Annotated in this window: 21 protein-coding genes; 5 read left to right on the top strand and 16 right to left on the bottom strand. The window is 40.4% G+C overall.

The genetic code is table 11. The annotated features are described in order from the left end of the window. Window positions 1-63 precede the first annotated feature (63 nt). The 9 genes from xerD to MHI35_RS10675 all read right to left on the bottom strand — a co-directional run bounded on the left by xerD (window position 64) and on the right by MHI35_RS10675 (window position 6,345). The gene (gene xerD / locus MHI35_RS10635; protein ID WP_335349774.1) at window positions 64-954 is read right to left on the bottom strand and encodes a site-specific tyrosine recombinase XerD; all 891 of its coding nucleotides are present in this window, start codon (window positions 952-954) and stop codon (window positions 64-66) included. Window positions 955-960: 6 nt separating this feature from the next. Beyond that, window positions 961-1,188 carry a YqzK family protein gene (locus tag MHI35_RS10640; RefSeq protein ID WP_211064217.1) on the bottom strand — a complete coding sequence of 76 codons (228 nt, stop codon included), beginning with the start codon at window positions 1,186-1,188 and terminating at the stop codon, window positions 961-963. Window positions 1,189-1,305: 117 nt separating this feature from the next. Next, window positions 1,306-1,758 (bottom strand): ferric iron uptake transcriptional regulator, encoded by a 453-nt coding sequence (gene fur / locus MHI35_RS10645; RefSeq protein WP_003215577.1) that lies wholly within the window; start codon window positions 1,756-1,758, stop codon window positions 1,306-1,308. A gap of 118 nt (window positions 1,759-1,876) precedes the next feature. Continuing rightward, window positions 1,877-2,524 (bottom strand): stage II sporulation protein M, encoded by a 648-nt coding sequence (gene spoIIM / locus MHI35_RS10650; protein ID WP_034661156.1) that lies wholly within the window; start codon window positions 2,522-2,524, stop codon window positions 1,877-1,879. A gap of 116 nt (window positions 2,525-2,640) precedes the next feature. Next, window positions 2,641-3,771, bottom strand: coding sequence for a S8 family peptidase (locus MHI35_RS10655; RefSeq protein WP_335349773.1), 1,131 nt, complete (start codon window positions 3,769-3,771; stop codon window positions 2,641-2,643). A 109-nt stretch (window positions 3,772-3,880) separates the two neighbouring features. Then, the gene (locus MHI35_RS10660; protein WP_335349772.1) at window positions 3,881-4,102 is read right to left on the bottom strand and encodes a hypothetical protein; all 222 of its coding nucleotides are present in this window, start codon (window positions 4,100-4,102) and stop codon (window positions 3,881-3,883) included. 68 nt (window positions 4,103-4,170) lie between these two features. Beyond that, window positions 4,171-4,623 carry a GNAT family N-acetyltransferase gene (locus MHI35_RS10665; RefSeq protein WP_211064215.1) on the bottom strand — a complete coding sequence of 151 codons (453 nt, stop codon included), beginning with the start codon at window positions 4,621-4,623 and terminating at the stop codon, window positions 4,171-4,173. Further along, complete coding sequence (locus tag MHI35_RS10670) at window positions 4,610-5,791, bottom strand: TIGR00375 family protein (protein WP_335349771.1); 1,182 nt, start codon at window positions 5,789-5,791, stop codon at window positions 4,610-4,612. The genes MHI35_RS10665 and MHI35_RS10670 overlap by 14 nt, the downstream gene beginning before the upstream one ends. Then, window positions 5,788-6,345 (bottom strand): NUDIX hydrolase, encoded by a 558-nt coding sequence (locus MHI35_RS10675; protein WP_012010458.1) that lies wholly within the window; start codon window positions 6,343-6,345, stop codon window positions 5,788-5,790. The genes MHI35_RS10670 and MHI35_RS10675 overlap by 4 nt, the downstream gene beginning before the upstream one ends. A gap of 167 nt (window positions 6,346-6,512) precedes the next feature. On the opposite strand from MHI35_RS10675, the gene MHI35_RS10680 reads away from it, so the two are divergent. Both MHI35_RS10680 and MHI35_RS10685 read left to right on the top strand, forming a co-directional pair. Then, window positions 6,513-7,436, top strand: a complete 924-nt coding sequence (locus MHI35_RS10680) for an aldo/keto reductase (protein WP_335349782.1) — start codon at window positions 6,513-6,515, stop codon at window positions 7,434-7,436. Window positions 7,437-7,690: 254 nt separating this feature from the next. Then, entirely contained in the window at window positions 7,691-9,043 is a 1,353-nt protein-coding gene (locus tag MHI35_RS10685) for an IS1182 family transposase (protein WP_172692994.1), read from the top strand. A gap of 116 nt (window positions 9,044-9,159) precedes the next feature. Here the strand turns inward: MHI35_RS10685 and MHI35_RS10690 are convergent, their stop codons facing one another. Further along, on the bottom strand, window positions 9,160-9,423 hold the full coding sequence (locus MHI35_RS10690) for an LCI fold-containing protein (protein ID WP_249407465.1): 264 nt from the start codon (window positions 9,421-9,423) through the stop codon (window positions 9,160-9,162). A 300-nt stretch (window positions 9,424-9,723) separates the two neighbouring features. Further along, window positions 9,724-9,945, bottom strand: coding sequence for a YqkE family protein (locus MHI35_RS10695; protein ID WP_335349507.1), 222 nt, complete (start codon window positions 9,943-9,945; stop codon window positions 9,724-9,726). 125 nt (window positions 9,946-10,070) lie between these two features. Between MHI35_RS10695 and MHI35_RS10700 the strand changes: the two genes are divergently transcribed. Continuing rightward, the gene (locus tag MHI35_RS10700; RefSeq protein WP_211064210.1) at window positions 10,071-11,003 is read left to right on the top strand and encodes an alpha/beta hydrolase; all 933 of its coding nucleotides are present in this window, start codon (window positions 10,071-10,073) and stop codon (window positions 11,001-11,003) included. A 26-nt stretch (window positions 11,004-11,029) separates the two neighbouring features. Here the strand turns inward: MHI35_RS10700 and MHI35_RS10705 are convergent, their stop codons facing one another. The 5 genes from MHI35_RS10705 to MHI35_RS10725 form a co-directional block, all read right to left on the bottom strand. Next, the gene (locus MHI35_RS10705) at window positions 11,030-12,292 is read right to left on the bottom strand and encodes a response regulator aspartate phosphatase (RefSeq protein ID WP_012010464.1); all 1,263 of its coding nucleotides are present in this window, start codon (window positions 12,290-12,292) and stop codon (window positions 11,030-11,032) included. 306 nt (window positions 12,293-12,598) lie between these two features. Then, window positions 12,599-12,838, bottom strand: a complete 240-nt coding sequence (locus MHI35_RS10710) for a YqkC family protein (protein WP_012010465.1) — start codon at window positions 12,836-12,838, stop codon at window positions 12,599-12,601. Window positions 12,839-12,850: 12 nt separating this feature from the next. Then, window positions 12,851-13,177, bottom strand: coding sequence for an iron-sulfur cluster biosynthesis family protein (locus MHI35_RS10715; RefSeq protein ID WP_088000252.1), 327 nt, complete (start codon window positions 13,175-13,177; stop codon window positions 12,851-12,853). A 115-nt stretch (window positions 13,178-13,292) separates the two neighbouring features. Next, window positions 13,293-14,270, bottom strand: a complete 978-nt coding sequence (locus MHI35_RS10720; protein WP_335349508.1) for a GNAT family N-acetyltransferase — start codon at window positions 14,268-14,270, stop codon at window positions 13,293-13,295. Then, entirely contained in the window at window positions 14,267-14,746 is a 480-nt protein-coding gene (locus MHI35_RS10725) for a GNAT family N-acetyltransferase (protein ID WP_088000256.1), read from the bottom strand. The genes MHI35_RS10720 and MHI35_RS10725 overlap by 4 nt, the downstream gene beginning before the upstream one ends. Window positions 14,747-15,019: 273 nt before the next feature. Here MHI35_RS10725 and MHI35_RS10730 point away from each other — a divergent pair, with 273 nt between their 5' ends. Both MHI35_RS10730 and MHI35_RS10735 read left to right on the top strand, forming a co-directional pair. Then, window positions 15,020-15,469: a YfmQ family protein gene (locus tag MHI35_RS10730; protein WP_012010469.1), complete on the top strand. Its 450-nt coding sequence runs from the start codon at window positions 15,020-15,022 to the stop codon at window positions 15,467-15,469. Between the two features lie 149 nt (window positions 15,470-15,618). Beyond that, a complete protein-coding gene (locus MHI35_RS10735) occupies window positions 15,619-16,851 on the top strand; it encodes a DNA polymerase IV (RefSeq protein ID WP_211064207.1) in 1,233 nt (410 codons plus the stop codon). Window positions 16,852-16,862 lie beyond the last annotated feature (11 nt).

The following is a 16,862-nucleotide window of genomic DNA, read 5'->3' on the forward strand; positions in this document are numbered from 1 at the left end:
TGACAACCATAAACGGTGCAAACATAAAAAAGCATGACACACGTTCACCGTGCCATGCTTTACTTATGCCCTTGGATGGAATTTGTGATACACATCTTTCAATCTTGTTTTCGTCACGTGTGTATAAATTTGTGTTGTCGAGATATCGGCATGCCCGAGCATCTCCTGCACAGCTCTTAGGTCTGCACCGTTTTCAAGCAGATGTGTTGCAAATGAATGCCTGAGTGTATGGGGTGTGAGTTCTTTTTGAATCCCTGCTTCGAGAGCTCTTTTTTTTAGGTTCTTCCAGAAACCTTGCCGCGACATTTTTTTTCCGTGATGATTGAGAAATAAGGCATCTGCTGGCTGTTTTTTTAACAGTTTGCCTCTTCCCTTTTCGAGATATTCTTCAATCGCACTTGCAGCTGCTTCACCAATTGGCACAATTCGTTCTTTTCTTCCTTTTCCAAAACAACGGATAAAGCCCATTGTGAGGTGAACATCTGCAAGTGTCAGATCCAGCATTTCACTGACGCGAATGCCTGTTGCATATAAGAGCTCAAGCATCGCTTTGTCACGGTAGTCAAATGGCGTGTGCTGATTTGGTGTATCAAGCAATTTTTCGACTTCCCCTAGTGATAGAACTTTCGGTAGTTTCCGCTCTGTTTTTTGCGTTTCAATGTTCCATGACGGATCGTCTGTTGTCACTTTTTCCCGGAGCAGAAATTGGTGGAAGGAACGGATCGAGGAGAGATGCCGCACTGACGTTTTGCTCGATTTCCCTTCCTCTTTTAGCTGTTTTAAATAATGAATGATATGCAGGCGCGTGACATCTTTTATATCTGACAACTGCTCATGTGTCATTAAAAAAGACAAGTAGCTCTGTAAATCTCGTTTATAAGAAACAATGGTATTTTCAGAGAGTCCTCTCTCTACTGTCATAAAATGAATAAAGTCGGATAATTGATCGTTCAATGATTTCTACTCCCCGTTTTGATAAAAATAAATCAATCGGTCTTGCCAGTTGTCTTGATTCGGCTGATCCATTTCCATCACTTTAATTGCTGCACCCTCTGGTTTATCATAACGATGGTAGCTTTCATATTCTGAATTTATCCATATCATAGCATAATAGAACAGGACGGTAAAACCAGTGAACAAGATAAATACCTTCAACACTTCACCTGTTGTTTTGAGCCATCTTCGCATGATTCTCATGTCCTTTCTCAGCTTCTCATTACTTCAGCATATGCCAGATGGGACAAGGAATATACAGCGAAAATGCAAAAAACCTCTTCATCTTAAATGAAAAGGTTCCAATTCGGATTATTTGCCGGATTCATCATCATGACACCGGTGGCAAATGCCATGGAATGTCAATCTATGATCCTTAATTTTAAATTTCCAGTCACGTTCAATAATCTCTTCAACGTCTTCTAATAAATCATCTTCTATCTCATCGACTGTCCCGCACTCCATGCAGACAAGATGATGATGGAAGTGAGCGGCTCCTTCTTTGCGAAGATCATATCGCGAAACGCCGTCTCCAAAGTTAATTTTATCAACAACTTTTAGTTCAGTTAGCAATTCTAACGTTCGATAAACAGTAGCAAGACCAATTTCAGGAGACTTCTCTTTTACGAGGAGGTATACATCTTCTGCACTTAAATGGTCTTCTTCATTCTCAAGCAGTACTCTTACTGTTGCTTCACGCTGTGGCGTGAGCTTATAGCTGGAAGAATGAAGCTGTTTCTTAATTCGATCAATCCGATTTTCCATTGACTTTCCCTCCTACGCCACATTACTTGATCATTATATCAAATGATGTGCGAGGAGCCAACTATAATCATTTTAAATTGATAAATAAATTGATTATTATTTAATAACAATTATAAATTTATGAGAAAAGAACACCTGCCAGCTTTTTCATGAGCATGAAGGAGACGTACGATTCAAAAAAGGAAGAAAGTGCAGCAAGCGCTAAAATCATCAGTAGAACAGATGCATAACGGGCGAACCATTGAACAGGTGCTTGACTGATGGTTTTTTTCATGAACAGTTGCCCAATGAGCCGGATAGAAAACGCAATCGCGCATGTCCCAATCACTAAGTAGGCTGGAATAAGCAATATGTTTTGCGGAAGAACTGATACGAACGAAAGGAAGAAACCACTCAGCCCCATTTGATTTACTAAAAAACCAACTGTAAACCCCACAACAATTCCTTTTAAAAAGATCATGAGAAAGATGAGTGGCAGACCAATGATAGAGATTCCTAGGATCCACATAAGACCTAAATATTTCATATGATGCAAAAAGCTTTGCAAAAACATTTCTTTTGATTCTGCTGCTTTCTCATTTGTCAGCTGACCAAAAAATTGATTTAAATAATAGAATAAATCTTCTTTTTGACTTATTGTCATACTATTGACGATGATAGCACCAAAGATCACGCCCATTAAAAAGAGTACAGAGACAAACAAATAAATCGATAGATGGTCTTTTACGTGCTGAAGAAGATGTTCCTTCCAAGACTTTTTCCGCATGCGTCTTCCTCCCAAATAGTAAAGGTTACTAGATTCTATGAGAGAGATTACGAAACATGACAGTTTTATTGAAAGAAAAAAGAGAAAGCAGCCTAAACAGTGCTCTCTCTTCCTAGTTATCGTGCCGCTTTTTGTACGTTCACTAGCCCGGCACCATAGTAAAAAGGTTCTCCCAGCTGTGTAGCCGTTTTTGTAAGTCTCTCGCGCACTTCATCGTTTGTCAGATTCGGATGTTTTGATAGAATGACAGCCGCAGCTCCTGCTACATGTGGTGATGCCATGGAAGTTCCGCTCTTGTAGCCATATTCATTATGAGGAATGGTGCTGAGCGTTGAAACGCCCGGTGCTGAAACTTCCACTTCTTCTCCGACAGATGAATCAAAGGCTCTTTGTTTTCTTTGGTCAACAGAAGCCACCGCTATTACTGAGCTGTATTTGGCTGGATAATCAACCGTGTTGAGAGAGCCATAACTTCCTGCATTCCCAGCAGAAGCCACAATGAGAATACCCTTGTCATATGCTCGATCTACCGCTTCTTTCAGCGCTTCAGATTCACTTGCTCCTCCCATACTAATATTGATGACATCCATGTCATTCTCAATGGCCCATTCAATTCCTTTAATGATCCAGCTATAGTAGCCGTCACCGTTTTCATCTGCCACTTTGACCGCATAGATTGAGGCTTTTGGTGCAACACCGACGACACCTACCTTATTATCTAGCGCTGCAATTGTGCCCGCCACATGCGTTCCGTGTTCATGAGGGTCAACAAGCGGATCTGACTCTGTTGGAACAAAGCTGACTCCGCCGGTGACATGTAAATCTTCATGTTTGCCATCAATACCGCTGTCAAGAACGGCTACTTTCACATTTTGTCCAGCGTATCCCCGTGTATGTACCTTATGTGCTTTAATGCTTTTGATGCCATATGGAACTGTTTGACCACTTGTTTTTGCCTTTTGGTCCTCTTCAATGAAGGTCACTTCTTTTACCTGATTCAGTTTCTCTTTCGATGCCTCATTCAAGGAAACTTTCATCATATCTATTTTCTCTATGGATTCTTTAACATGTCCACCAGCTTCTTCAACAAGCTGTTTTTGCGTATGATCTTGAACGGAAGAAGAAAAGCCGATCATGTACTCTTTTTTTGCTTGCTCCTTTGCAGAAATATGTGAGGCGCCGAACGCGACCGATGCCAGCATCATACTTGCCATACAAAGCCCTGCTCCAATTGACTTGACGTTCACAATACCCACTCTCCCTTTCATCTTTTTGTCATTTAACTACATTTTTAGACAAAAAGAAACGATCGTTTGTCCTATTTTTTTAAATTTTTCCATTTATTTAAGCTAGTTGTCACAAAAAAGCAAAATAAAAATGCTTATGATCCTCTTGATAGTGATCATAAGCATTCCTTCTTTTATGTTTTCTCATCATGTGCTGCAAGGCTTCTTGTTTTGTTTTTGTCTTTCTTTCATGTGTACTAAAGTGCGGCATGTTCGCTCTCGACAATTCCGGGTTTCGGCTGTGCTGCCTTTCAAGATGTTCTCGTTTTTTCTTTGCATTGCTTTTTCCCATTTGGTAAAACCCCTTTCGTTGACGTTATGATACACGATATGACATAAAAAAGATAGACGTCTACACGCCTATCTTTCTGTTTTCACCATATCAAGATGCGGAATCCCATCTTCATCGTAACAATCTGAAACGGCCTTAAAACCAAAGGATTCATAGAACGACTTCAAGTAGGCTTGCGCCTGAATTTTGACTCTGGTTTCACCTAATTCACTCAGCTTTTCCAAAGCCTTGCTGAGCAGCATTTTTCCATAGCCTTTTTTTCGGCCTGCCTGCGTCACAAGAACGCGGCCAATGGACGCTTCTTCGTACATCATTCCGCTTTGGAAAATTCGGCAATAGGCCACAATCGTGCCGTCCTCTTTTGCCATCAGGTGAAGCGCTTCTTGGTCCCGATGATCAATTTCAGGGTAAGGGCATGTTTGTTCAACAACAAATACATTGACTCTTTCCATTAAGATCAGGTAAAGATCCTCTTTTGACAATTGTTCAAATGTTTCACATGTCCAGTTAACTTGATTCATGATTGATATCCACCTTACCGTACACGCCGCCCCCGCCAGCGATCAGTTCAACTTCACCTTTTCTTGCCTTGATGATGTAATTGGCTGTTTTTTCTGGCAGCACAGCTTTTAGTTCTTGTTCTGTTGCTTGATGAAGGATATTCATCTCTGTGTGAAACACGGCTTTTAGCTTCTCCAGCGTTTTGGCTCCGACACCCGGAATAAATTGAAGTGGAAGCTGATGAACATAAGGAGGTCTTGTTCCTTTGTCACTTTCTTGATCAGCCAGCTCCTTTAAACGCTCACTCACTCCTTTTGTCATTCGGGTATGTCCGCATGCATGGCACTTTTCTTGATCTAGCGCGCGAGGTCTTACTCCGCACTTCTCGCAGGTTGTATGATAGTACTTCCCAAGCCGCGGGGCGAGTCCATAATTTCCTGTGATGGCTCTCCCCTCTTTCCCTTCAAGGGCTAGTTTGAATTCGGTAAAAGAGGCATGATCCATGCGGATTTTTGTATATTCTCTCGCGATTTTTCCTAAAGAATGAGCGTCTGAATTCGTTAAAAAGGGATAACGGTTCAGTTCGCTTAACTGAGACGCCATTGACGTATCGCAGCTAAGTCCTAGTTCAACAGCATCAATGAGGTCTGGATCGAATACTTCCGTTAAAGATGTGCTGACTCCTTTGCCAAATAAGCTTTTATGCGGTGTGAAAATATGAGCAGGAATGAATAAGCCTCCTAGCTCCTTGGCCTTATGCTGAAGTGTTTTCCCATCCACATAGAGGCGCTGTGAACTCAAATGCACATTTTTCATATGAAGCGCGAGCCATGCGGAAAACTCAGTCATTTTACGCAGTGTGGGCATAAATGCAAGCACGTGAATCGGACCTTTTGAATGATTATCGTTAATTTCTAATTCACTGCCTAAAAGCAGCACCGTCTGTTCAAATGATAGACCGCCATCACTTAGTTCAGTATATTTGCCTTCCTCTACACCTTCTATTAATTCTTCTAGGACTTCTGGAGATTGTGCATCAATCACACCTATCATCCCCATCCCTTTACTTTGCGTTGCTTCAATGAGAATTTGGTCAATGGTCAGTGACCTTGCACCTGTAATTTTAACAGCTCTACCTGTTCTTGTTCTGCCAATATGAATATGGATGTCTGCAAAAAACTCCCTCATTTTGTTGACTTAAGTACCTCTTGCAGTTGTAAGTACTGAATGGCATATGCTGTTTTTGCATCATAAATATGCTGCTTTTCAATGAGGTGCAAGGCTTCTTCTAATGAAACTTCCATCACTTCAACAAATTCGTCTTCATCCAGCTCTCTTTTTTCTTCAAGCGGAATTAGCTGATCTGCAAGATACATATGGACAATTTCATCTGCAAAACCTGGTGATGTATAAAAAGCCGTCAGCTTTTGAAGCTTCTGCGTGGTGTATCCTGTTTCTTCTTCTAGTTCTCGCAGTGCTGTATGTGCTGGCTCTTCCCCTGGCTCTAATTTACCAGCCGGAATTTCAACGATGGCTCTCTCTAGTGCTTTACGGTATTGCTTGACCAAGATGATTTTATTTTCGTCTGTCCGAGCAATGACGGCTACTGCACCAGGATGTTTGATGATTTCGCGTTTGCCTTGTTTTCCGTTTGGCAATTCTACATCTTCAAGAACCAAATCAATGATTTTTCCGTTGTATAATTCTTTGGTCGATAATGTTTTTTCTTCAAAGTCCTTCAATTTTGTCAGCTCCTCGTTCTACTTTCACTTTTTACTTCATTCATTTTAACATAGATGATTTAAGAGAAGCGAAATGCGGACACTTGCTTTAATGCGCCACTTGAAGTCAACTAGCTTGAATTTCAGATTTTTTTCACTTAATGTGAAAGGATAGGAGTGTGATGAAATTGAAAAAAAGACGAATTGGTACATCAGATCTTTTGGTGAGCGAAGCGGCTCTAGGATGTATGTCCCTTGGAACAGAAAAAGGAAAAGCGCTCTCCTTATTAGATGAAGCCATTGATCTTGGAATTAACTATTTGGATACAGCCGATTTATATGATTTTGGGACAAATGAGGAAATTGTCGGGGAAGCGATTAAAAACAGACGACAAGATTTAATTTTGGCCACAAAAGGCGGCAACCGCTTTGAAAAAGGAAAATCCGGCTGGGACTGGGACCCTTCAAAGGCATACATAAAAGAAGCCGTAAAACAAAGCCTCAAGCGCCTGCAAACAGATTATATTGATTTATACCAACTGCACGGAGGCACGATTGATGATCCTATTGATGAGACGATTGAGGCTTTTGAAGAATTAGTGGAAGAAGGCGTTATTCGCTATTATGGCATTTCTTCTATCCGTCCAAACGTTATTAAAGAATACGCCAAAAAATCGAATATCGTTAGTGTCATGATGCAATATAGTTTACTCGACCGCCGTCCAGAGGAATGGTTCTCTCTTCTTGAGGAACAAAGCATTAGTGTCGTGGCCAGAGGACCTTTAGCAAAAGGGCTTTTAACTGAAAAACCACTTTCGCAAGCAAGTGCCTCGATTCAAAAAAACGGCTATCTTCAATATTCATTTGACGAGCTAGAGCAGGTCATTCCTTCTTTAAAGAAAGTCGCTTATGACCTATCACTCACAGAGCTGTCCATTCAATATTTGCTTAAGAATTCTGCCGTCAGTTCCGTTGTATTTGGCGCAAGCTCGGTGGAACAATTAAAAGAAAATGCGGCAGCGGCCAATGCACGTTCTTTAAGTGACCAAGAAGTAAAAGCATTGACTTACTATACAAAGCCATCTGTGTACGAGGTGCACCGGGTTAAATAAGATAAAAAAGAGATCACTGTATGTAATCTCTCGCGATTGTAAAGAAACTCATGTTTTTCTACAATTTTTTATTTTATCGTATGTATGATGAGTGAACTCTTTTCAAAAAATTCTACAGACATGGGAAAAGCAAGAAGGGGCTAAAAGCCCCTTCTTGCTGTCGAGAAAATCTCGGCAGCTTTATTTTTCCCTTAAATTTTCCACCACTCCATTTTATAATAGAGAAAAGCATTCTAAAGGAAGGTGTTTTTCTCATGTTCCACACTAGAAATTCTTCTCAGCACGAAGCCGAATTTGTATTGCTAGATCAACTGGTCGAAGAGGATCACCTGCTTCGTAAAATTGATCAGTACATTGATTTTTCATTTATCGTAGATAAAGTAAAACCCTATTATAGTGAGAATAAAGGTCGTCCTTCTCTTGATCCGCTTATTTTGTTCAAAATGATGTTTATCGGATACCTTTACGGTATCCGTTCTGAAAGACAACTCGAAAAAGAAATTTACTATAACATGGCGTATAGATGGTTTTTAGGTTTGAACATCAATGATCCCGTTCCCCATCACTCCACTATTAGTTGGAATCGTCGTACTCGATTTAAAAATACAACGATTTTTCAAGACATTTTCGATGAGATTGTGCTTCAAGCTATCAATCATGATATGGTAGGAGGTCGCGTTCTTTTTACTGATTCAACTCATCTTAAAGCCAATGCTAATAAACATAAATATACGAGAAAAACGATTGAACAAGATACCCAGAACTATATCAATGATTTAGAAGAAGCAGTCCAAGAAGATCGGGTGGCACATGGAAAAAAGCCCTTAAAGGTAAAAGAGGAGGTGAAAACAGAAAAAGACATTCGTCAAAGTATGACTGATCCTGAAAGTGGCTATCTATATCGCGAAAACAAGCCTGAAGGCTTTTTCTACCTAGACCACCGGACAACAGATATGAAGTATAATATCATCACCGATGCTCATGTCACGCCTGGAAATGTCCATGATTCTGTTCCATATCTTGATCGGTTAGATCACCAAATCGCACGATTTGGTTTTCAAGTAGAAGCTGTTGCGCTTGATTCAGGTTATTTGACAACACCAATTTGTAAAGGTTTATCTGATCGACATATTTTTGGTGTCATTGCCCATAGACGTTTTCATCCAACAAGAGGATTATTTGAGAAGTGGAAATTTCAGTATGATTCTGAAAATGATCATTACATATGCCCAAAAGGTGAGAAGCTTTTATATACGACAACAGATCGAAAAGGTTATCGATTCTACAAATCAGATCCTAAAAAATGTGCATCGTGTCCTTTCCTTGAAAGATGCACAAGGTCGAAAAATCATCAAAGAGTCATCTCAAGACACATATGGGAAGAACATAAAGAAAAGATCAGACAGAATCGTCTAACTGTTTCTGGAAAAGAGCTATATAAAAAAAGAAAAGAAAAAATAGAGCGAAGCTTTGCAGATTCAAAACAACTGCATGGGCTTCGCTACTGCCGGTTAAGGGGGAAACAAAATGTGAGTGAGCAAGTTCTCCTCACAGCTGCGTGCCAGAACATGAAAAAGATTGCCACACACCTAGCGAAGCTAGGCTAGGTGTGTGGGAGGCCTTTTTCATTAAATCTCATCCATCATAATTACGATGAAAATAAAAAAGCCTGTAGAAAAACATGAGTTTCTCTACAAGTGAAGGGGCTAAAAGCCCCTTTGTCTTATCTTGCACTTTCGTAATATGCATAATTTCCAGATTTGCCTTTAAGATAAAATGTCGTACCAAAACGACTGAAACTATTTGCAAAAGAACCATTATCCGAATACATACATAATCGATTACTTGCGCCTTTAAAAGGAGTGACAGAACAATCTACAATTGAAGTAGCATTTGTACGAAAATCTGCATTCGTTAAATCATTTGTAGCAAGAGCTTGTCCAGAAACAGGTAAAAGCAATCCTAAAGATAGAGTGACTCCAGCCATAATTTTTCTCAATTTGATGTAAATCATCTCCAATCCCAAATATTGTAATTCATCTTCATTATAAGTATTACGACCTCCTAAGAAAAGGGACTTAAATACTATATTTGTTATAAAAAGGAACAATATTGAATCATACTAGCCTTTCCTTTTGTATAAACTGTTGGTGGAATTTAGTGATAATTCATATTGTCACATGGGGTCGAAATGAAGTAAGAATAGAATGAGCAGAAGCACTTGTGTGTTGGTCAATTTCCATGACCATGATGACATAAAAAAAAGAAGCAACAGTGCCCCCTTTTTTTAGCTTTTATATTTTCTCCAGTCCAAATGACTTTCATCTAGCAACTCGGAGAAGCTTTTGTTTTTTTCTCTTTCTTTCTGCTGCCGAAGGAGGTCTTGCCGTTTTTGTTCTTCTCTTTTTTCTGTCTCGGCGGCCAGATTCTGCTTCATTTGAAGGAGCTGCTTTTTGAGATCCTCGTTTATGCCGTCCTTTAATTTCGCTTGATCATTGTTCTTTTTCATTGTGCCTCTCTCCTTTTGCCTCTAAGTGTATCATCCGTTTTATTTCCTGAGCAAGAGTCACGCCATTCTCCCAACATGTGGTATGATCGTCATAAGAAAAACCTCGGAAAGGAAGAGGCAGCTAGATGAAAAAATGGATCGCTATACTTGCCTTCATATTATGTCCGCTCATTGCAATCGGCATTTTTTTCACCAATAAAATGATGTATATTCGAAAATTAACAGATGAAGAGCTCATCAAACGAGAATCAGATGAAGGGCATTATCATCATGAAGAGTTTCAACAGCTTAAAAAAGAGAAAGTGTGTATTCCTTCAGCATTTGGTTATGATCTCCATGGCTATTTTGTGCCGCACTCACATCCGCATACGACACGCACCATCGTACTTTGTCATGGCGTCACAGTCAGTTTAATCAATTCCGTTAAGTATATGAAATTATTCCAAACCCTTGGATGGAATGTGATGCTTTATGATCATAGAAGACATGGAATGAGCGGCGGAAAAACCACGAGTTATGGATACTACGAAAAAGAAGATTTAGCGCAGGTCGTGAAGTGGCTCAGACAAAGACTCGGGGAAAATGCTATTATCGGTATACACGGAGAATCAATGGGGGCAGTCACGACTTTGTTATATGCTGCAAAGCCGGAAGCAAGCGCCAATTTTTACATCGCTGACTGTCCTTTTGCTTCTTTTGAGGATCAGCTTCTCTATCGATTAAAAACAGATTTTCGTCTTTCAGGGAGATGGATTCTTCCACTAAGTGATCGCGTGTTAAAATGGCGTGATGGATACAGCATTCGGCAAGTGTCACCGCTTGATGTGATCGATCAGGTGAGAGAACCTGTACTTTTTATCCATAGCCTTCACGATGACTATATTCCATGCGAGCAGAGTCAGCAGCTATATACTCGAAAAAAAGGTGAAAAACAACTATTTATAGCGCCGCACGGGGCTCATGCGATGTCTTTTAGCGAAAATAAAGAAGCTTATGAACAAGAAGTTCAAGCATTCCTACAACCATTTGATTTGAATGAAGATAAAAGAGGAGAATGAACAGCGGTTCGTCTCCTCTTTTTTAGTTAACTTATACGATAGTCACCACTGTTGTATGGTGTCTGCCCGCCAGTTCCATATGGCTCTCTTCCGATTGTTGCTGACTCATGACCGATAATCCTGCAGTTGCTGCCAATAAAAGAACTATCAAACTCGTTTTCATATAAATGACCCCCATTTTGAATTTTTGATATGGCTTGAATCTTCCTTTCATAAAACCGTGTCGATGCTTCATACAGTCCAAGCTCATTGTAATAATGAGCCGCATCAAGTGCCAATTCCTCAATGTCTGGGTATAAGCGCTTGTCCTCGAGCAGGTCTAACGTATCGTCTATGATCGCTATTTCTGCATCAACGTATAAGGCTTTTAAGAACTGAAATTTGCAAATGTAAATTTCATCTTCTAATTCACAGGCTTTCATAATACCTTTTTGATAGAGGGTTAATGACTCTTCTATTTGTTTTTGTTTAAACAGGATTTGGGTGAGCATAAATAGTGGGTCTAGAGAGCGATTAAGATGGGTTAAATTCTCCTTTTCAAACACTTCAAGAGAGTCTTTCAGATAACGGCTTGCTTCCGCAAGGTCGTTCATTTGGTAATAACAGTTACCTAAGTTGAAAAGGGCCGAACCTATGACTCGAGGGTTTCCAATTGAGCGTGCTCGATTTAGAGCATTTTTAAAGTAGGGCAATGCATGTTCATAGCATTTCAAATCATCATAGTTTGCACCGATGACAAATTCACAGTGGATGATTCTCAGCGTGTACGTTCTGTAGGCAGAGTACGTATCTAACGCTTGCAAGGCATAGTGCATCGAAAAGTGGGTTTGTTTCATGTGGTAGTATATTTCAGCTAATTTAAAGTAAAATTCTGCTCTTTCTATATCATCTGATATGAGATTGAGCTTTTTTTCTGCTGAACGGTAATAGGCAATGGCACTTAAATAGTTTTGCTGTTCAAACTCAAACATTCCTGTGAAAAAATGAACATAGTATTCAAGCATGTCCGTTAATTTCGTTTGCGAATGTTCGATCGTTTCTAGCAGGTTTTTAATTTCTTCATCATTTGAGGCTTTCTTTGCTGGTTCAAAATATTCAAGCATCACCTTATGGCGAAAATCCATCAGCTGGTAAAACAGCAGCAAGTTTTGATCTTGCTCCATCTCCAGAATTTCCTGCTCGATCTCGGCCTTCAGCTTCTCTGCTTTCATGACATGAAATCCGCAAATCTGCCTATACCATTCGTTTATTTTAATTCCAACCTGAGGCGATGACAGCTTGAGCTTCAATTCACTTTAGCACCTCCCTTCTCATATACGATACATGTTGTATTCTATCATATTTCCTCGAATGGAAGAAATATGAAATGTCATTTTTCGCAAAGTTTGCGGTATCCCGCAATAACCGCTTCCATTGCCTATTTTTCGGCATTTATATCCACGTTTTTTTCATTTCTATTTTTCTCATTTTGTCGATTTGGTTGTTATAAAACGGGTTATTTGCCTTGCAAAAGATCATTTTTCAAATTAGACATTCTCAGTTGCTTGATGAGATGATGAAGGCACGAAAAAAAACCCTTTTGTCAAAAAGGGCTTTTATAATACATCTGTTACCTGTTCCATATTCTCTTTAATCCAATTGACAGCTAATTCGAGCGTTGGAAATTCTTCCGTTTCAAAAGTGACTTCATCTTGAAGAAGCCAAACATCCTTTTTCACCGAATCCATTCCACCTATTGACCAGTGCAAAAGGGTATAGGGATGATTGTTATTTAAAAACGACACCCATGTCTTATTTTGTGCCGTGTTTTGTATCACTTTTAGCTTTTGATCCACTACATTTCCACCTTACTTTACAAGTATACCCATTCTCGGGCTGAGTATTTGTTGAGGGCTTTTCAGCATGAGTGTGTTGGCTTTTTCATTAAAATCAATGGTCATTTCCTCGTCAAAAAAGACCTTTTGTGCTGTGTGTATATACAGTTTAAATGGCTGATTATGCTTGAGCTGTTCCCACTCACCCGTTCTTTCACCTATGAGCCAAATCATGGGGACACCGCTTACCGCACAGCCGCATCCATCTGAATCATAGCGAAGAAGCAGTTCTTTCGTTTCATGCTCTGCTTGTCGTTTTGTAAGGAACGCTGCTGCTGGTTCTGTTATATGAATATACATGCCGAACATCCTTTTTTCGTTGATTGTTCCATTGTAACATACCAACCATCAATTAAACACGTTCATCCCCTTGCCAGGCTCATTGCCAAAATACCTTGTTCTATGTAATAACCCTTTACTTGTCCCGTCCTTTGTCTTTCAACTGCTTTGACCATTTGTATGCCTCTTGTTCAATCTCTTTAATAATGGCATCTTTTCCATTGATATAATTTTCCATATCTTCCGGATGGGCTTTTGCCAATTGGCGCTTTTTATCTGCATAAGCTTTGGCACGCTCAGGTGCTGCTTTTAAATAATCACGAAACACCAAATGTCTTTTCACATCATTATGACCAGTTTCATAGGCGTGAACGTGATGTGATCGATTCAAACCGCCTTTTCTAAAAAAACGTCTTCCTTGAAGTCCATATTCTCCTAGTGGTTCATATCCAAGCTGACGAAACAGATGGTTACACTCATCTAAATCACTAATATGTTTCACTTCTAGCAGGATATCAATGATCGGCTTGGCGGCCATACCTTTGATTGACGTACTGCCAATGTGGTGACCATCGACCCAGTTACTGCCCACCACCTCTTTCAGCTTGGCAAGCTCACGGCGACATTCGTCTGGCCAGCTCGTTTGATATTTAATCACTTTTACCTTTCGAAGCATCGACCGTTCCATTTTGGTTAAGATCAGATTGTTTTCTACTTGTAAACGATCCGTCTGTTGAAACCCTAGCTTTTCATAGAGCTGAATCGCTGGGGTATTCGCTTCCGCCGTAGTGAGCTCGATTGGTAGTTGATGATTGATAATGAATTGCATCAGCTTTGTTCCGATTCCTTGATGGACATGATGAGGGTGCACAGCCAATCGGCTGAGGACAATCCGGTCCTCATGCATTTCATATGAAGCGATTCCTAACAACTGTCCTTCTGTCTCAAACCCTATGAACTTTTCATCTGTTTTCATAATGTCTTTGACCGTTTGTTTTAAGGGTGGTAAATCTTGATAGCCAATTTGTTCTGCCTCGCGCTGATATGCGGCAAGTTGGATATGTAAAATTTGTTTTGCTTGCTCTTTGTTTTGTTGATTGAGCCGAATGATCATACCTTTTCCTCCAGCTTTTTCACAAATAACACACGGTCTTCATGAATGCCGTCGTAATCTGAAAAAACTGAAATGCCGTCCACTGTTTTATCTCCCTTTTCGATTTGAAAACCAAGTTTTGTATGGTAAGCAATGGAGACTCTATTAACAGGAGCTGTGACAGCTTTAATTGTTGTTCTCCCTTCCTTTTGAGCCGCTTCATAAAACGCTTGATAGAGGATTTTGCCGATCTTTAATTTCCGGTGATCAGGATGTACCCCAACAAAGTGAATATACGCTTCATCTGAATGAGATTGCGATAAAAAACCGACTAAAAAGCCAATCAGTTCCCCTTTTTCGACGACGACAAAACTTGTTTGCTGAAAATGTTCAAAAAATAGTTTCGGCAATTTTGCGCGCAAATCCCTACCTCCCCACCAGCTTTGGATGACGGATGTGACGGCATAAAAATCTGACGGCTTCACTTGACGTATCATGATGACCTCGCCCCTTTTCATTTTGGCTTACCTCTCTCTTTTTTATAAAAACCTGTTGTTTCAATAGTCTACCTGCCCGATGAATTATTTGTAAAGATTACGTGCCTGCCTTTTTTCTTTCAGCTTTGTTGATTTCGTTCTTTCACCGTCATCTCCTTTTAAATCTTCACACTTATTTCAAAAAGTTCACTTTTTGTGCGAAAGTTTCATTCTTTTGGTATGTTAAGATGGTTCATATAGGAATGTAACAAATGTTTATTGGAGATGATGATATTGGTTTGGATTGTTACTTCACTTGTTGTGTTTAGTCTCTTAAAGCTTCTTGTCACTTCGCTGCCTTCTGGTGTTGTGGAACGCCTTTTTAGTCGTTATGCAGTGCATGCAAAAGTAACAAGTGATCAAACAACGATCATGTTTGAGGATCGTCCGCTCGATGATCAACAAGCATCTGACATTATTCAACATTTTAATGATGCGATCTTTATTGAACGCTATTATATTTATCCTGGTGATGAGGAGCGTTTTCTTCATCCGCAGGAAGGGCCTGCGCCGCTTACTATGCAAACAAAGCTTGGTAAGCATGATGTGACCCTTTATCTGTATCATTACGATGACCACGTAGATGTGGTTCGGCAATTTACTCATAAGCCTAAGAAAAAACTGACGGCCTATCGTTTGCGTTCTGAGCCGCTCCAAACATCTTACAATTTAGCACATGCTTAAAATATGTTGTATCAAATGAGACGAAGTGTTTTCCACTTCGTCTTTTTTGTATGGTTTTACACTCTTTTCTTTGAATGATTTACCAGTATCAATTTCGCCTCCTGACGGTTAAAATAAGAACAGAACATACGTTCTAAGAGGTGAAAATAATGAATGAACGAGCCATTCTGCTTGTGGATATGCAATCGTTTTATGCGTCAGTCGAAAAAGTGGAGGCTCCCCACTTGAAGGATGTGCCGCTCATCGTCTCTGGAGATCCTGAGCGGCGGAGCGGGGTCGTACTTGCCGCCTGCCCGCTTGCTAAAAAACGGGGCGTACAAAATGCATCAAGATTATGGGAAGCACAGGAGAAATGCCCCGAGGCTGTCGTCGTACGCCCTCGGATGCAGCGTTATCTTGATATTTCTGTCATGATCACAGAGCTACTTGAACAATACACAGATCTTGTCGAACCATATTCAATTGATGAACAATTTCTCGATATTACAGGCAGTCTGACACTACTTGGTTCTCCCCGTGAGATCGCTCAAAATATACAAACAACCATTATGAATCAGACGGGTATTTACGCACGTGTTGGCATCGGTCCTAATAAAGTGCTCGCCAAAATGGCTTGTGACCATTTTGCTAAAAAAAACGCATCTGGCATCTATGAACTTCGCGCAGACAGTGTTTCGGCTGATTTATGGCCGCTTCCGATTGGAAAATTATTTGGCGTTGGCAAACGAATGGAGCACCATTTAAAACGAATGGGCATTAGTACCATCGGAACGCTTGCTACTTATCCGTTAGATCGGCTTAAAAAACGCTGGGGAATCAACGGAGAACTTTTGCAGCGAACAGCATTAGGGCATGATCCCTCTCCGGTCACCGTACACACACATAATGAGCAAAAAGCGGTGGGACATCATATGACTCTCCCCCATGATTATGCGTCTTTTGAGGACATCAAAGTCGCTCTTCTTGAATTGAGCGAAGAAGTGGCAAGACGTGCACGCTTTAAGCATTATCTTGGTCAAACAGTGTCTGTTGGCGTGAGAGGCGCTGATTTTTCTCACCCGACTGGATTTCATAGACAAATCAAGCTTCATTCACCTACACAGTACGGGACAGATATTGCAGAGGCAGCTATTCAGCTATGTCAGCAGCACTGGGATGGTCAGCCCATTCGGAGTGTCGGTATTACTCTCTCACAGCTGCAGCCTGACAGCCAGTATCAGCTAAATTTATTTGATCATCATGTTCAAAAAGACAAACTCAGCAAAGTATTTGATATGATCCACATAAAGTATGGACCTGCTGCCTTGCTGCATGCTTCGTCACTGACAAGCGCAGGGCAGGCGTATCACCGCGCCGAAAAAATTGGCGGACATTACAAATAACGGAGGCGAAC

This window comes from Bacillus sp. FSL K6-3459 (genome assembly GCF_038003305.1).
GTDB classification, from domain to species: domain Bacteria; phylum Bacillota; class Bacilli; order Bacillales; family Bacillaceae; genus Bacillus; species Bacillus pumilus_O.

Excerpts from the sequence above, each read along its gene's own strand:
- fur (WP_003215577.1), bottom strand. The coding sequence starts at position 1,758 with ATGGAAAATCGGATTGATCGAATTAAGAAACAGCTTCATTCTTCCAGC.
- MHI35_RS10665 (WP_211064215.1), bottom strand. The coding sequence starts at position 4,623 with ATGAATCAAGTTAACTGGACATGTGAAACATTTGAACAATTGTCAAAA.
- MHI35_RS10660 (WP_335349772.1), bottom strand. The coding sequence starts at position 4,102 with ATGGGAAAAAGCAATGCAAAGAAAAAACGAGAACATCTTGAAAGGCAG.
- MHI35_RS10690 (WP_249407465.1), bottom strand. The coding sequence starts at position 9,423 with ATGGCTGGAGTCACTCTATCTTTAGGATTGCTTTTACCTGTTTCTGGA.
- MHI35_RS10640 (WP_211064217.1), bottom strand. The coding sequence starts at position 1,188 with ATGCGAAGATGGCTCAAAACAACAGGTGAAGTGTTGAAGGTATTTATC.
- spoIIM (WP_034661156.1), bottom strand. The coding sequence starts at position 2,524 with ATGCGGAAAAAGTCTTGGAAGGAACATCTTCTTCAGCACGTAAAAGAC.
- MHI35_RS10725 (WP_088000256.1), bottom strand. The coding sequence starts at position 14,746 with ATGATACGTCAAGTGAAGCCGTCAGATTTTTATGCCGTCACATCCGTC.
- MHI35_RS10695 (WP_335349507.1), bottom strand. The coding sequence starts at position 9,945 with ATGAAAAAGAACAATGATCAAGCGAAATTAAAGGACGGCATAAACGAG.
- MHI35_RS10670 (WP_335349771.1), bottom strand. The coding sequence starts at position 5,791 with ATGAGGGAGTTTTTTGCAGACATCCATATTCATATTGGCAGAACAAGA.
- MHI35_RS10685 (WP_172692994.1), top strand. The coding sequence starts at position 7,691 with ATGTTCCACACTAGAAATTCTTCTCAGCACGAAGCCGAATTTGTATTG.
- MHI35_RS10735 (WP_211064207.1), top strand. The coding sequence starts at position 15,619 with ATGAATGAACGAGCCATTCTGCTTGTGGATATGCAATCGTTTTATGCG.
- MHI35_RS10715 (WP_088000252.1), bottom strand. The coding sequence starts at position 13,177 with ATGTATATTCATATAACAGAACCAGCAGCAGCGTTCCTTACAAAACGA.
- MHI35_RS10700 (WP_211064210.1), top strand. The coding sequence starts at position 10,071 with ATGAAAAAATGGATCGCTATACTTGCCTTCATATTATGTCCGCTCATT.
- MHI35_RS10720 (WP_335349508.1), bottom strand. The coding sequence starts at position 14,270 with ATGATCATTCGGCTCAATCAACAAAACAAAGAGCAAGCAAAACAAATT.